The following is a 14341-nucleotide window of genomic DNA, read 5'->3' on the forward strand; positions in this document are numbered from 1 at the left end:
ATTACAAACCATCTGACTATAATGGCATGGAGGGAACCTTTTATATGAGGAGGAGAATGGATGAAACAGGAATTGTTAGAGAAATTGACGCAAAAGCAGGAACGAATAATCGAGATACGGCGTTATTTACATGCGCATCCTGAGCTTTCTTTTCAAGAGGAGAATACGGCGAAATATATCACTGCGTTTTATGAAGACAAAGCCTGTGATGTACAGACAAATGTTGGTGGGCACGGTATTGTAGTCACCATCGATAGCGGGAAACCTGGCCGAACCTTAGCAATTAGAGCAGATTTCGATGCCTTGCCGATTCAGGAAGAAACAGGACTTCCCTTTGCTTCTCAAAATTTCGGTGTGATGCATGCGTGTGGGCACGATGGACACACAGCGTACATGCTTATTTTGGCAGAGACGTTGATCGAAATGAAGGACCAGTTCACTGGGAAAGTTGTTGTTTTGCATCAGCCAGCCGAAGAAACGCCTCCTGGTGGTGCCATCGGGATGATTCGAGATGGTTGTTTGGATGGCGTCGATCATGTGCTTGGCATTCATGTCATGTCTACCATGCCAACCGGTGAAATTGCGTATCGCGAGGGTGCTATTCAGACTGGCAGGGCCTCTTTTAAAGTGAAAATTACGGGGCGCGGTGGACATGGTTCCTCGCCACACATGGCAAATGACGCGATCGTTGCAGCAAGCGAGTTCGTCATTGCCCTGCAGACGATTATTAGTCGCCGGCTCAATCCTTTTGATGTTGGTTCCATCACGGTTGGCTCATTTGACGGGAAGGGCAGTTTTAATGTGATTAAAGACGCGGTGGTGCTTGAGGGTGATGTGCGTGCAATGACGGAAGCAACGCGTACCTTGATTGAAAAAGAAATACGGCGCCTCTTAGATGGACTCGCTGTAATGTTTGGTATCACCTATGACCTTGATTATGAGAATGATTACCCTGTACTCGTGAACGATGTAGCGTTGACGGAATTTGTGGCAAAGACGTTGCAGGAAACGGCGATGGACGAAGTGACCACGATTACACGCTGCGAGCCACAGCCTCCTTCTGAGGATTTCGCCTACTACGCGAAAGAACGGCCAAGTTGCTTTTTCTATGTTGGTGCAATGCCGGCTGATGGTATTTTCTATCCGCATCATCACCCAAAATTCGATATCAATGAAGCATCGTTACTCATTGCAGCCAAAGCGATGGGTACACTTGTCGCCGACTACACACAAAAATAAGGAGGAAAACTACTATGCGTGAAAAATTAATGAATATGATCGAGGAACGGACAGAGGAAATGATTGCAATCAGACGCCATCTCCATGCGCATCCAGAATTATCGTTTCATGAACAGGCAACAGCCGACTATGTAGCTAAGTTTTACGAAGGTAAAGATGTCGTTATGGAGCGTGAAGTCGGAAATGGGCACGGAATCATCGTCACGATTAATGGCGGCAAACAAGGAAAAACATTAGGCTTACGCGCTGATTTCGATGCACTTCCGATTCAAGAAGAAACCGGACTCCCCTTTGCTTCACAGCATCCTGGCGTCATGCATGCGTGTGGACATGATGGGCATACCGCTTACCTACTCATCCTTGCTGACTGCCTGATTCAACTGAAAGACGAGCTCCCTGGCACTATCAAAATGATTCACCAACATGCAGAAGAAACACCACCTGGAGGCGCCAAAAGCATGATGGAATCAGGACTTTTAGATGATGTCGATACTATTTATGGTATTCATGTCTTCCCTTTTTTCAATGCTGGGGAAATCGGATATCGTAGCGGATTTGCGATGGCTGGTCGGAGTTATTTCAAACTCGGCATCCAAGGAACTGGCGGACACGGCTCCTCTCCACATATGGCCAACGACGCGATTGTAGCGGCATCCTATTTTGTCACCGCGATTCAAACCATCGTCAGCCGTCGCCTCAATCCTTTTGAGACTGGTGTCGTAACGGTCGGTTCCTTCGATGGCAAAGGTAGTTTTAATGTGATTAAGGATTACGTCGAGCTTGAGGGCGATGTTCGCTATATGACGAGTGCAACTCGCAAGCTGATTGACAAGGAGGTTCGCCGTATCGTGACCGGTTTGGAAGCGATGTATGGCATCACCACGACGCTCACTTACACCGACGACTATCCCCCACTTTACAACAATCCCGAAGCAACGAGCGATGCTGTGAACTACTTGCAAAAAGGGATTGGTGACTATCTCACATCCGTATCCGAAGCTGAAATGCTCTCTGGTTCAGAAGATTTCGCCTACTATCTCGAAAAAATCCCTGGCGCATTCCTCTATGTCGGAGCAAAACCAAAAGGCGTCGACAAACCGTATTTCAACCACCATCCAAAATTCGATATTGATGAAGATTCACTTCCAGTGGCAGCGAAATCCGTCGCGGAGATTGTGTTGGGGTATTATAATCAGAGTTGAGTTCCCCATCACTTTTGTTTGCCCTATAATCCCAATATACCTATAAAAAACTTTTCCAAATATTTTGGGAGAAGTTTTTTTACTTATATATTTTATTATTTTTTATCGTCACATTTCCCACGTATTTGTATGATAGATAATAAAAATGTAGCTATTATGAATCTTTAGTGACAACTCACTATATGAGCTATTATTATTTCTTCCACCATGCTAAAATACTTTGGTAATTGATTTTTAAATTAATCAGAAAAGAGGAGTCGACAGCAAAGTATCATATAAACACCTTTGGCAAAGCGATATCCGTCATAAAATAGCAGGTGTTGTGAAGGCGATGGGAACACTGTATACAGAAGGAACCTACAGTATCCCACAAATAGTTCCAGGAGCCAATGAAGGGCTAGCAAAACAAATGGCAGCAACAGCAGTACTTGCCCTTTTCAAAGACAACGAGCCAAACACAAATACACTCAAACCAACTACAGCCCAAAAGACAATTGATTTTGCCCAGAATATGATTAACGTAGTTCTAGATTCAGCCGTAAAAGCAAGCGTTCAAAAAGAGCTAGACAAAGCACAAAATTTACTGGATGCAGCAAATACCTCTTTAACGATAGTTCCATTTAAAATCGGTACAGACAACTATATCACTGGACAATATACTGTGATGTGGCGAAAATCAGCCTCACTGTCAATGGTGTAGAAGGTGTTAAAGTTCCTGTTACACCATCCGATCTTAAATACTACGCAAAAACCGTCATTCTGAAAGATACAGACAACGTGACGTTAACCGCTTTGACAAAAATGGTAAAATACTTGGCACCAAAGCAGTCCCCGTCGAAAAACAACCGGTCACAACTGGTTCTATCACTTCCATCAATCCGTTTAAGATTGGTACAGATAACTATATTACTGGAAAATACTCTGGTAACGTGGCGAAAATCAGTCTCACTGTCAACGGCGTAGAAGGCGTTAAAGTTTGTGTCACTCCACCAGACCTTAAATACTATGCAAAAACGGTCATTCTCCATACAACAGATACAGCGGTACTAACCGCATACGATATCAATGGTAAAGTACTCGACACAGAAACTATCAGCGCAACAAAATAATAATTTCTAATGAAAAAAGAAGAATTTCTCCTCTGCAAGATGAGATTCTTCTTTTTTTGATTACGAAATCAGCGTCGCCCTGTAATCAAATGTAACAAGAATAAATGCAAGATATCCAAATACAGACTAAGCGCCAATACTAGCACATCCTTCATCATCACATCGCGCTTCACAACCTGTATACAGCGAGAACATTAACGTGCCTGCCTCTGCGAAATTCATTGACATCAGCGAAATAACAATGACCATAAATAGCGCCGCAAATAATCTTTCTACTATGAACGATAAATTGATTTGCATTTTTTTGCCAACAAATCCGAATACTGTGAAAGTAACGGCTGCCATCGCGAAGATGGTTTGCCTTGAATACAGCTGTGATTGAGTTCACGATCATTTTATTTTTCCACAAGCTTCCAATATGCCTACTCATCTTAGCATGTTTATGAAATTTGTTTTTTTTTTATCGTCACATTTTCCACGTATTTGTATAGTAGTTAAAAAAACAGACGATATCCTGAATCTTTAGTGACAAATAACCGTATTAGCTACTATTCTCTATCGTACCATGCTAAGATACTTTGGTGGTTTATTTTTAAAAATCATCATGATAAAGAGGTATGTACAGCAAATTAAAATAAATCTTTTGTGTATAGGTACACAGATTTTCGTAGCAAGTAATAAAAAACAAAAATGAAAGAGGTTATAACAAAATGAAAAATCCAGTGAAGAAAATAGTCAGCGTATTGACTGTAACATCCATATTAGGAACGAGTATCGTCACACCGTTTAACGTATTTTCCGAAACACCAGTAAAAGCGGCATCTGTCAGCTCTAAAACGGCATCAGATGCAGTACTGGCGCTTTTCGCAAACAACAATCCAAGCACTAATGTCCTAAAATCGACCACCGATCAACAAGCAATCGATGCGGCACAGCAATTAGTAGACGCAGCGGTGGGGATCACCGAAACAGTGAGATCGAACATGCAGGCAACTATCGTGCAAGCGAAAGATTTATTGAAAGTAAGAAATACACCACTAGACTATAGCCTACTTGCGGACGACGCAGATATAACATCAACAGCCATTACAGGAATAATGGGTCAAGGCGTTACAAGTGTGCGCCTACTTATAGATGGTGTTGTGAAGGCAACTGGGACATTGAATGCAGACGGAACCTATAGCATTCCCACAAACGATTTCATCACACAAGGCTCAAAAGTCGAAGTAGCAGGATATAATGGAACGACTGAAGTAGCACGACAAACAGTAAAAGTCAGTAACAATGAAAGACCGCTTGCACCAGGAGCAAATGAAGCGTTAGCGAAGACAATGGCAGCGAATGCAGTTATGGCCCTGTTCCAAGATAACAACCCTACCTCAAATGTACTCAACCCAATGACGGCTCAAAAAACCATTGATTTTGCCCAAAATATGATTAATGTGGTCCAAACTCTAGCCGTAAAGGCCAGTTTGCAACAAGAATTAGATAAAGCACAAATCTTGCTGAATAATTCGCCCAATTTCAATTTATCCGTAGTTCCATTTAAACTCGGTAAAGATAGCTATGTCACTGGACAATATTCTGGTGACGTAGCGAAAATCAGCCTTACTGTGAATGGTGTAGAAGGCGTTAAAGTTCCTGTTACACCGTCAATCCTTAAATACTATGCAAAAGGCGTCATTCTGAAAGATACAGACAACGTGACGTTAACCGCTTTTGACAAAAATGGTAAAGTACTTGGCACCAAAGCCGTTATCATCGACAAACAACAAGTCACAACTGGAGCTATCACTTCCATCAACCCGTTTAAGATTGGTACAGATAACTATATTACTGGAAAATACTCTGGTGACGTGGCAAAAATCAGCCTCACTGTCAACGGCGTAGAAGGCGTTAAAGTTGGTGTAACTCCACCAGATCTTAAATACTACGCAAAAAATGTCATCTTAAAAGACACGGATAATGTGACGTTAACAGCATACGACACTAATGGTAGAGTACTCGACACAGAGACTGTAACCATCGCAAAACAAGTGGTCACAACTGGTTCTATCACTTCCATCGACCCATTTGTAATTGGTGCAGCAAACTATATCAATGGACAGTACTCTGGTGATATAGCGAAAATCAGCCTCACAGTCAATGGTGTAGAGGGCGTTAAAGTTCCCGTTACCCCACCAGCTCTTAAATATTATGCAAAAACGGCCATTCTTAACACAACAGATAACGCGATATTAACCGCATACGACATCAATGGCAAAGTCCTCGACACGAAAACAGTTAGTTTAAAAAAATAATAACACCTTAATAAAAACAGAAGATTTTCATATCCCGCTGAGGAGAAAATCTTCTGTTTTTTTGACTATTGAGTATTTAGCAGTTGATTTCATTCGTACACTCGAAGTTTATTCAAGGTCAATTCCCCTTATCAACTACGTCCCGTAAACAAGCGCAACAAGAACAAGAATAAATTCAAGAAATCCAAATACAGGCTAAGTGCCAAAACCGGTACATCTTGCATCGTCACATCGCGTTTCATGATTTGATTGAAATCAAACAAGATATACAGCGAGAACAATAACGTCCCTGCTCCTGCGAAAATCGTTGACATCAGAGAACTCAGCGGGAAAAAGATCGAGATTAGCGAAATAACAACGACAATCAGTAGCGCTGCGAACAATCCTTTAGCCATGAACGATAGATCGGTTTTCATTTTTGCGCCAACAAATCCGAGTACTGTGAAAGTAACGGTTGCCGTCGCGAACGCCATCAAGACCGCGTTTCCAGCTCCCGCATCTAAATAATATTGTAATGTTGGCGCCAGTACTAGCCCTGTCACAAAGGCAAAAGCTAATAATAAGCCGTATCCGATTTTGGACGCGCTCTTACTTTTACGCACGAAAATCATCGCAATTAGTAAGGCAAACTCCAACACAACAAGCGGAATGTAGAACGTCATCGGAATACCTCTCCCAATCACCGTCCCAAGGGTCGCCATCACTAAAGATATCACGAACCAGTTCAGTACTTTCTGCATAATTTCGGCTTTCGTCGCGCCTGTCACCGTGTGTTCAACACTTCTATATGTTTCACTCATTATATTCACTCCTATCCAATTCTTCCGTTAGTATACCATGTGCCATTGTCTTTGGAAATAGCTTCAACTAAGAAAACACCGCCAAATAACACTCCTTCCAAAATATTGAAACAGCGCTTCTTCTTTATTTAGCTTGCTTTCATGTTGATTAGATTAAGCTCTTCTATATGACTTCAATCATACCAAAACCCATACCACGCATAGATCCTATACCACCTTGAACAAAATGATTCAATAAATATGGCTTTCCAACGAGCTCAAACTTACCGAGCGAGCAGGCAACGTGAAGATTATAACAAATGACGACAGTTTTCTTAATCGCGACTTCGCGAAATTCTAACGCTTCGATATCTGATTTCACATATTCTCCGAACTTATCGCGCAACTGAAAATATAAATTCCGTTTTAATATGGCTTCAAAATCGTCCTCTTCCCACCAATAAAACCAATCTTTCTTCGTTTCCTTATTATGATCGCGGCACACAATTGGTGATAAGGTTTTAAAAGCCATTCGTTCAGTGACAATCTGTTCTTCTTTTACAATTTGAATGTTGGTCACTCGAATCTGGTTCATCGTTGAAAATGGTAGTAGCTTATCTCTTACATTCATTAATGCGTTGTAATAATTAATACCTAATTCAGCATCAGCAGTCGCGAAATTGATCACGATCTTCTTTTTTTCTAACTCAATAATAGCCCCGTTAAATTTTGGTTTTGGAAGGTATACAGAGAAAGTAAAATTCTTTTGTTTATTTCCGCTGTACATCTCTTTGTACTTGGCTTCATTTGATTTCGATAGGCCTGCTTTCATCACGCTGACAACTTTGCGCCTATAGTCTGCAGGAATTTTATTGGAAGCCAGCTCGCAACTAATTTTCAGTCTCATCCCAATCCTCCTCTTGATTGTTTCCACCCAATACTAATATATCACCATTTGGCATATACATCCAATGATAACCATCCCTTTCTTTCTCAAACTATTTTTAGTACAATTAATGAAGAAAGCTGTTTAAACAAGTCAGCAAAATCGGAGGGAAAGATATTGGGGAAAGCTGTATATCATGATATTTATGTAGAATTAAAAAAGGATATTGATAATGAGCGATACGCCTTCAAAGAAATGTTACCTACAGAACATGCTCTTGCGGGACGCTTTGATTGTAGCCGAAATACGGTTCGTCGTGCCATTTCAGAATTAGTGAAAGATGGCTACGTGCAAAGTGTCCGCGGGAAAGGTGTCATGGTCATTCACCAACACGAGTCTATTGAATTCATGTTTGGCGGCGTGGAGAGCATGAAGGAGTCTCTGATTCGCAATCATAAAACGTTTCAAACAAAGGTGGTTCATTTCGAGGAACTGGAGGTGGACGCAGCATTATCCGCAAAAACGTGGTTGCCAGTTGGAACTCAAGTTTACTATATCAAGCGGCTGCGTTTCGTCGAAAATGAGGCGTTGATTCTTGATGTGAACTATTTTGATCGTAACGTGGTGCGTAATTTGACACCTGAACGGGCGGCTGAATCTATCTATGAATACATTGAAGAGGAGCTCCGCGTCAAAATTGTGACTTCCAAGCGGTATATTGTCGTTGAAAAAGCGTTAGCTGATGATAAACAATATCTCGATTTAGCAGGCTATGATTGTTTGGCAGTCGTGAAGAATTACGCCTATGATGCGAACGGCACAATGTTCGAATACACCGAATCACGCCATCGCCCGGATCGCTTTGTGTTCTTTGACTCGGCTCAACGATTAAAATAAAACACTCCACCTAAACTCCACTTTCACGCGTTATAATAGAGTAAATCGTGTTTTTTTAAGGAGGTTTTTATGAAGAAAATATTAGTTGTAGAAGACGATCCCAATATTTTAGAAGTCACCAGTGCCTTTTTGCTTTCCGAAGGCTATGAAGTCGTGCCTTCGGAAAACGGTATGGAGGCTTATGGTATATTTGAGTCACAAACATTTGACCTGATTATTATGGATATTATGATGCCGAAAATGGATGGCTATACATTATGCGAGCTAATTCGCACGAAATCTGATGCACCGATTTTGATGCTCACAGCTCTTGGTGAAGAAGATTCCGAATTAAAAGGTTTCGAGCTTGGTGCTGACGACTATATTCAAAAACCCTTTTCCTATAAAGTGTTGCTAAAACGTGTGGAATCATTGTTGCGTCGCGTTTCACCTGATACAACGGATGGCTCGATTTTATTGGAGATCGCTGAAATCAGCCTAAACACAGAAACCTTCCAAGTAACAGCAGGCGGCGATCCGGTCGAGCTAACCCGCAAAGAATTCGACATTTTGCGATTGTTAATGAAAAATCCAGGCCGTGTCTTCACACGTGAAATGCTACTTGACCAAGCTTGGGATTATGAATACATTGTCGACACCAAGATTATTAACACACATATCAAAAACTTGCGCAAAAAACTAGCTACCGACAAAATCCAAACCGTGAGGGGTGCTGGCTATAAAATGGATTACTAAAATTCGCGCCAAAATCAGTGCCAAGATTTTTTTCATCACGTTAGCACTACTACTTGTCTTCACGGTACTTATTTACGCAATGTTGCTCTGGTTCCTACCTAATTTTTATTATGATTATAAGAAGCAAAAGCTAGATGATGGTGCGGAACTGGTCGTGAAAGCTTCTAAAACCGGCTCGCTTCAGGACGTAGAAACTGCGATGGACGATTTTGCAGCGACAAATAATATTTCACCATTTTTACTGAATAGCGTGAATCAAATTGTGTATATTCCATATGTTGAGGTTCAAAGTGGTCTAATGACAACGAGCATAACCGCCTCTGTACCTGTGGCCACCACCGATGCATCAGATAGTAGCACTAGCATCGAAAAAAGCATGACCATCGATAATGTGCCCTACACGTTACGCTACTTTATCAATATCCAACCACTCACAGATATTTCTTCCGTATTGCTGCTTTTTGCGCCCTATTTCTTGATTTTTGTGGTTGTTTTAAGCTTTATTTCCGCTTACTTCTTCTCAAAAAGAACAGTGAAACCACTCCTTCGCATGAATACTGTTGCGAACAAAATGGCTCGACTCGACTTTTCTGAGGAGTTACCAGTCAAATCCACTGATGAAATCGGGCAATTATCCCATCATTTGAACGATATGGCGCGCGAATTAGAAGGTACGCTGATCGATTTGCAGAAGGTGAATGTACGGTTGGAGGCAGAAATTGCGAAAGAACGTGCACAAGAAGAGACGCGCAAACAGTTCATAACCGCCGTTTCGCATGAATTAAAATCTCCAATCGCTTCTGTGATGGGACAACTCGAGGCGATGATTCACCGCATTGGACCTTACAGTGATCGCGATACGTATTTGAAACGTTCCTATGAGACGATGGAGCAAATGTCTGCGCTCGTGCAAGACATGCTGGAAATTTCGCGCGTGGATAGCGCTGATTTCGAAACGAGCAAGACGACATTTAACCTCTCAAGCTTTATCACAGACTGCATCCAACAGGAGAAATGGCATCCAGAAGCTGCCCATCGACAAATCCAAAACAATATAGCACCTGATGTATTCATCCACGCCAATCAAAAACTAGTAGAAAAAGCATTCACAAATGTGATTCACAATGCTTTTCAATACTCACAAAATGTAGATACGATCGAGATTTCTCTAAAAAGCTCCCAACAAGGTTGGTATTTTTCCATCTATAATGATTCCCCAGTCATTCCTGAGGAAGAACTCAGTAAACTATTTGATGCCTTCTATCGCCTCGAGAAATCTGGTAATAAGACGACAGGAGGAAGTGGGATTGGTCTATTTATCACCGCCACATTCTTGGAGAAATCAAAACTTTGCTATCGGATCGAAAATAAAGAGCACGGCGTTCAATTTAGCATCTGGCAAGACGAATCCATCAAAACTACACTTTAGATCCACCATATCTCCATTTTCTTTGTGTAAAGTTAGTCTTATCAAAGAAATTGGAGGTTTTTTTATATGGATTTTATCAGAAGAGCATGCATCAGCATTTGGGCTAAGAAAGGAAAATCGCTCCTAATGCTCATCCTACTATTTGTACTATGTAGCCTCGTATTCGCAGGATTCGCGATTCAGTCGGCTACCGAAAAAAGCACGGACATTGCCCGCAAAAAATTAGGTGGTGATGTGACATTAAACTTAAATATGGACAAGTTAATGAAAGAGATGGAAGCCGGCAAACAACCTGACGAAGTTCCTATCCTGAAAATAGAGGATATCGAAAAAGTAAAGAACTTAAAGCAAGTAGCAAGCCATCAATATGTGGTGGATGCCTCCGCGGCCAAAGTTGATAAGGGACCCATCAAGTCACCGAAAAAAGACGATTCAGAAGGTGGCGGTCAGATAGCGATGGCTAGTGGCTCCGATGGTAAAACACCAGACATGCCCGACTTCATGATCAGTGGAACAAACAACACAGACGGCGTCGCTAAATTTAAAAATGGTAAAGAGAAAATCGTCTCTGGAAAAGGGATCACCGACAAAGATAAGGGCAATGTCGCAGTAATTGAAAAACGATTCGCTGACCAAAACAAACTCAAAGTCGGTGATAAATTTAAACTCAAAGAAATGAAGACAGGTAAGCCCATCGAATTTACAGTCCAAGGTATTTACACGAGCAGTGAAGCCACTGGCTCACAGCAATTCCCTGTTGATTTCATGGAACCCGCGAACAAAATATATGTCCCTATCGACGCAGCTATGCCCTTTACACATGATGGTTCGTTGACTTCTGCCACTTACACCATGACCGATCCACAGCTGATCAACACCTTCAAAAAAGAAGCCATTAAGCTAAGTAACGTAGACAAAGACTTCTACAAATGGGATGCTAACGACGAAGCTTACAAGAAAATGATTACCCCCATTCAAAATGTCGCATCGTTCGCCAATGTTATCGTCGTGATTACCGCACTCGCTGGAGGACTTATTTTAGCACTACTCGTCTTGCTATCCATCCGCGAACGCCGTTTCGAAATGGGTGTCTTGCTCTCACTCGGTGAAAATAAAACCAAACTAATTGGGCAATTCCTTGTCGAAGTCATCATTATCGGTATGATCGCTTTCTCTGTCGCTTGCTTCACTAGTCAACCAATCGGTCAAGCAGTGACCAATCAAATGCTCGCAAAAGAAGTCGAGCAAGCAAAAGATGATGAAGCCAACCAACCCCAATCAGGCGCTATGGTCACCTCGTTTGCTGGATCTGGTGAAGAAGATAAACCAAAAGGAGAAGCCATTGATTCCGTCAATGTCGATATTTCCAGACAAGATATGGTAGAAGTCGGCGGTATCGGTCTACTCGTAGTCATCGTCGCAACCCTACTCCCTTGCCTATTTATCATCAGGCTCCAACCAAAAATGATCTTATCAAAAAATGATTAAAGGACAGGTGAACCTATATGGAAAAAATTCTAAGTTTAAATAATATCTCATACAAATACCAATCTGGTGGCAAAAGCCAAACCATTTTACTAGACGCATCTTATGACTTCAACGCCGGCACGTTCTACACTATTCTAGGCCCATCCGGATCAGGAAAAACAACGATGCTCTCCATCTCATCCGGCCTCGACGTGCCAAGCGCTGGCCAAGTTCTTTTTCAAAAACAGAGCATCGGTGGCTCCCTCTCTTTACAAAAATATCGAAAGAATCATTGCGCCATCATTTTTCAAGCTTACAATCTGATCCCTTACATGACCGCATTACAAAACGTCATCACCGCGATCGGTATCCAACATCCAAGCATGAAAAATAAACGCACCCATGCGATCAACGTTTTAACTGAGGTCGGATTAACCGAAGATCAAATGAAGCGCCCCGTCTTACAGCTCAGTGGTGGGCAGCAACAACGTGTCACCATCGCTCGTGCCCTTTCTGGTAGCGCCCAAATCATCTTTGCCGATGAGCCTACAGGTAACCTTGATGGTGAAACCGCTGAGAAAATCATCTACTTGTTCAAAGCTCTCGCACATCAAAAAGGAAAATGTATCATCATGGTGACGCATGACAAATCCATCGCCAAACAATCCGATATCACATTAACCTTGAAAAGTAAGCAACTAGTAGAAACAATGTAACACCAAACCCTCGCTTTTGCGGGGGTTTTTCTACCTTTCCGAAAATTTGTTTAAACAAATTTTAAAAAACGCTTGCATAAGTTGTTTAAACAACTTATAATAAACCTAATGAAATCGATTACATTTTGAGATTTAGCTTAGAAAGAGGGGAATTTAAGATGGCAAAGGTGACAAAAAAGAATGTCGCAGCGATTATTGCGGCAATTGGTGGCGAAGATAATATTAACATGGCAACACATTGTATCTCCCGCCTCCGTTTTCAGCTCAAAGACGAATCTATCGTAGATGAAGCCGCATTAAAGGAGATCGATATCGTTCGTGGAAATTTCAGTTCTAATGGACAATATCAAGTTGTTATCGGACAAGGTACCGTCGACAAAGCTTATGAAGAACTCGTTCGCCAGACCAATGTCAAAGAAGTGACAACTGCCGAACTCAAAGAAGAAAACGCAAAAAAACTCAACCCACTTCAAAAAATAGTGAAAATGCTGGCCGATGTTTTCATTCCTATTTTGCCGGCGATTGTTGCCAGTGGTCTTTTACTCGGAATTAATAATGTTCTCGTCGGTGTTGGGATTTTTGTAGAAGGTAAATCGCTTGTAGATATGTATCCGAACCTTGCTGGTATTGCTGGTATGATCAGTATGATTGCCGGAACTGCTTTTGCATTCTTGCCGGCGCTTGTCGGTTGGTCGGCCGTAAAATATTTCGGTGGAAACCCGCTGATGGGGATTGTTTTGGGTCTTGTGCTCGTCAATCCAGCCCTGATGAGTGCCTATGATATCGGCGTGAAAGAACCACATTATTGGAACTTTTTCGGGCTTGAAGTCGCACAAATTGGCTATCAAGGTCAAGTATTGCCTGTTCTCGTGGCCGCTTGGGTATACGCTTCCATTGAGAAAGCCTTACGCCGCGTTATTCCCGATGCGTTCCAGCTTTTGATTGTCGCACCAGTTACATTGCTCGTCACAAGTGCGCTATCCTTGATTGCGATTGGACCGATCACCTTATGGATTTCCAATTGGATTACAGACGGCATCGTTAGCTTGTCGAGCGTTTCGCCGATCATTACTGGTGTCCTATTTGGTGGATGTTTCGCTCTGCTTGTTATTACGGGTATGCATCACGCCTTCCTCGCTGTCAATTTACAACTGATTTCAACGACCGGCAGAACGATGTTTTGGCCAATTCAAGCGCTTTCCGATACGGCTCAAGGCTCGGCGGCACTGGCGATGGCTTTCGTCACCCGTGATAAAAAGAACCGCAGTATCGCGCTCACATCCGCGCTTTCAGCCTATCTTGGCATTACCGAACCCGCGATGTTCGGGGTCAATTTACGCGCCAAGTACGCCTTTATTTGCTCGATGATTGGCGCTGGGCTTGCCGGTGGATTCATCGCTTATAATGGTGTTATCTCCCAATCAATCGGTGTCAGCGGACTGTTCTCGATCCTATCCATTACACGCGCTGGCTGGGGAGCTTATGCGATCGGCATGCTCATCGCAATCGGCGTACCATTTGTATTAACAATAATTATCGGACTCGCAAGACGAAAACAAGGAAATGCAGGATTTTAGGAGGA

At 42.2% G+C, this 14341-nt stretch carries 14 protein-coding genes; 12 read left to right on the top strand and 2 right to left on the bottom strand.

Annotation, left to right across the window (positions count from 1 at the left end; genetic code table 11):
- Positions 1-60 precede the first annotated feature (60 nt).
- The 6 genes from HCJ54_RS13640 (at position 61) to HCJ54_RS13660 (ending at position 5850) form a co-directional block, all read left to right on the top strand.
- Complete coding sequence (locus HCJ54_RS13640) at positions 61-1239, top strand: M20 family metallopeptidase (RefSeq protein WP_187138039.1); 1179 nt, start codon at positions 61-63, stop codon at positions 1237-1239.
- Positions 1240-1253: 14 nt separating this feature from the next.
- A complete protein-coding gene (locus tag HCJ54_RS13645) occupies positions 1254-2441 on the top strand; it encodes an amidohydrolase (protein WP_187138040.1) in 1188 nt (395 codons plus the stop codon).
- A gap of 331 nt (positions 2442-2772) precedes the next feature.
- Complete coding sequence (locus HCJ54_RS13650) at positions 2773-3141, top strand: toxin Cry1Ac domain D-VI-related protein (protein WP_187138041.1); 369 nt, start codon at positions 2773-2775, stop codon at positions 3139-3141.
- On the top strand, positions 3108-3404 hold the full coding sequence (locus HCJ54_RS15735; protein WP_425324810.1) for an immunoglobulin-like domain-containing protein: 297 nt from the start codon (positions 3108-3110) through the stop codon (positions 3402-3404). Before HCJ54_RS13650 ends, HCJ54_RS15735 begins: the two co-directional genes overlap by 34 nt.
- Positions 3305-3550: an immunoglobulin-like domain-containing protein gene (locus HCJ54_RS13655; RefSeq protein ID WP_342354468.1), complete on the top strand. Its 246-nt coding sequence runs from the start codon at positions 3305-3307 to the stop codon at positions 3548-3550. Before HCJ54_RS15735 ends, HCJ54_RS13655 begins: the two co-directional genes overlap by 100 nt.
- A 710-nt stretch (positions 3551-4260) precedes the next feature.
- Positions 4261-5850: an immunoglobulin-like domain-containing protein gene (locus HCJ54_RS13660; RefSeq protein ID WP_187138043.1), complete on the top strand. Its 1590-nt coding sequence runs from the start codon at positions 4261-4263 to the stop codon at positions 5848-5850.
- Between the two features lie 131 nt (positions 5851-5981).
- Here HCJ54_RS13660 and HCJ54_RS13665 read toward each other — a convergent pair whose 3' ends face one another.
- Both HCJ54_RS13665 and cas6 read right to left on the bottom strand, forming a co-directional pair.
- Positions 5982-6659, bottom strand: coding sequence for a Bax inhibitor-1 family protein (locus tag HCJ54_RS13665; protein ID WP_425324811.1), 678 nt, complete (start codon positions 6657-6659; stop codon positions 5982-5984).
- 154 nt (positions 6660-6813) lie between these two features.
- Positions 6814-7536: a CRISPR-associated endoribonuclease Cas6 gene (cas6, locus tag HCJ54_RS13670; RefSeq protein WP_187138045.1), complete on the bottom strand. Its 723-nt coding sequence runs from the start codon at positions 7534-7536 to the stop codon at positions 6814-6816.
- Positions 7537-7692: 156 nt separating this feature from the next.
- Between cas6 and treR the strand changes: the two genes are divergently transcribed.
- The 6 genes from treR (at position 7693) to treB (ending at position 14336) form a co-directional block, all read left to right on the top strand.
- Positions 7693-8412 carry a trehalose operon repressor gene (treR, locus tag HCJ54_RS13675; protein WP_185527717.1) on the top strand — a complete coding sequence of 240 codons (720 nt, stop codon included), beginning with the start codon at positions 7693-7695 and terminating at the stop codon, positions 8410-8412.
- A gap of 69 nt (positions 8413-8481) precedes the next feature.
- A complete protein-coding gene (locus HCJ54_RS13680) occupies positions 8482-9147 on the top strand; it encodes a response regulator transcription factor (protein ID WP_185410076.1) in 666 nt (221 codons plus the stop codon).
- Positions 9122-10576: a HAMP domain-containing protein gene (locus HCJ54_RS13685; RefSeq protein WP_187138046.1), complete on the top strand. Its 1455-nt coding sequence runs from the start codon at positions 9122-9124 to the stop codon at positions 10574-10576. The genes HCJ54_RS13680 and HCJ54_RS13685 overlap by 26 nt, the downstream gene beginning before the upstream one ends.
- Before the next feature lie 66 nt (positions 10577-10642).
- Positions 10643-12064, top strand: coding sequence for an ABC transporter permease (locus tag HCJ54_RS13690; RefSeq protein WP_187138047.1), 1422 nt, complete (start codon positions 10643-10645; stop codon positions 12062-12064).
- A gap of 17 nt (positions 12065-12081) precedes the next feature.
- On the top strand, positions 12082-12759 hold the full coding sequence (locus HCJ54_RS13695) for an ABC transporter ATP-binding protein (RefSeq protein ID WP_187138048.1): 678 nt from the start codon (positions 12082-12084) through the stop codon (positions 12757-12759).
- A 158-nt stretch (positions 12760-12917) separates the two neighbouring features.
- Positions 12918-14336, top strand: coding sequence for a PTS trehalose transporter subunit IIBC (gene treB / locus HCJ54_RS13700; protein WP_185410072.1), 1419 nt, complete (start codon positions 12918-12920; stop codon positions 14334-14336).
- The last annotated feature ends 5 nt before the right edge of the window (positions 14337-14341 follow it).

It is taken from the genome of Listeria grandensis, assembly GCF_014322885.1.
GTDB lineage: Bacteria > Bacillota > Bacilli > Lactobacillales > Listeriaceae > Listeria_A > Listeria_A grandensis.

Bases quoted from the DNA above. Each gene is read 5' to 3' on its own strand.
- HCJ54_RS13695 (WP_187138048.1), top strand. From the start codon at position 12,082: ATGGAAAAAATTCTAAGTTTAAATAATATCTCATACAAATACCAATCT.
- HCJ54_RS13640 (WP_187138039.1), top strand. From the start codon at position 61: ATGAAACAGGAATTGTTAGAGAAATTGACGCAAAAGCAGGAACGAATA.
- HCJ54_RS13680 (WP_185410076.1), top strand. From the start codon at position 8,482: ATGAAGAAAATATTAGTTGTAGAAGACGATCCCAATATTTTAGAAGTC.
- HCJ54_RS13645 (WP_187138040.1), top strand. From the start codon at position 1,254: ATGCGTGAAAAATTAATGAATATGATCGAGGAACGGACAGAGGAAATG.
- cas6 (WP_187138045.1), bottom strand. From the start codon at position 7,536: ATGAGACTGAAAATTAGTTGCGAGCTGGCTTCCAATAAAATTCCTGCA.
- HCJ54_RS13660 (WP_187138043.1), top strand. From the start codon at position 4,261: ATGAAAAATCCAGTGAAGAAAATAGTCAGCGTATTGACTGTAACATCC.
- treB (WP_185410072.1), top strand. From the start codon at position 12,918: ATGGCAAAGGTGACAAAAAAGAATGTCGCAGCGATTATTGCGGCAATT.
- HCJ54_RS13650 (WP_187138041.1), top strand. From the start codon at position 2,773: ATGGGAACACTGTATACAGAAGGAACCTACAGTATCCCACAAATAGTT.
- HCJ54_RS13690 (WP_187138047.1), top strand. From the start codon at position 10,643: ATGGATTTTATCAGAAGAGCATGCATCAGCATTTGGGCTAAGAAAGGA.